This window comes from Natranaerobius trueperi (genome assembly GCF_002216005.1).
Taxonomy (GTDB): Bacteria; Bacillota; Natranaerobiia; order Natranaerobiales; family Natranaerobiaceae; genus Natranaerobius_A; species Natranaerobius_A trueperi.
In genome coordinates this window covers 1-452 of the sequence record NZ_NIQC01000094.1, presented here as the reverse complement: position 1 = coordinate 452, position 452 = coordinate 1, and the positions used below count along the sequence as shown (strand labels likewise).

The window sequence follows — 452 nt, the reverse complement described above, 5'->3', positions numbered from 1 at the left end:
CAAAGCTGCATAATTCACCAAATTAGAAATAGCACAAAGTATATATCATATAAAGACCGAAAAGAATTTTGTAACGATCTTAAAAATGTTTATAGAGCACCGACTGAGGAAGTAGCTTTAACAGAGCTAGATAACCTTGAAGAAAAATGGGGAAGTAAATATGAAATCTCAATTAGATCTTGGAGAGATAATTGGGACAAGCTCTCTGCTATGTTTAAATATCCCGAAGAAGTTAGAAAATTAATTTATACTAATAATTCTATGGAAAGCTATAACCGTCAATTGAGAAAAGTGACTAAATCAAAGAGCATCTTTCCGACAGATGAGTCCTTATTAAAAATGCTTTATCTTGCGACTATGGATATCACTAAAAAATGGACTATGAGAACAAAAAATTGGGCTCAGATACTGGGACAACTAAGCATTTATTTCGAAGGACGGATATAAGAAAA

The 452-nt window shown here is 32.3% G+C and carries 1 protein-coding gene; it reads left to right on the top strand.

Features of this window, described 5'->3' with window-relative positions; all coding sequences use genetic code 11:
- The coding region (locus tag CDO51_RS13215; RefSeq protein WP_143824755.1) for a transposase at positions 1 to 447 on the top strand (447 nt) is incomplete at its 5' end.
- Between the last annotated feature and the right edge of the window lie 5 nt (positions 448 to 452).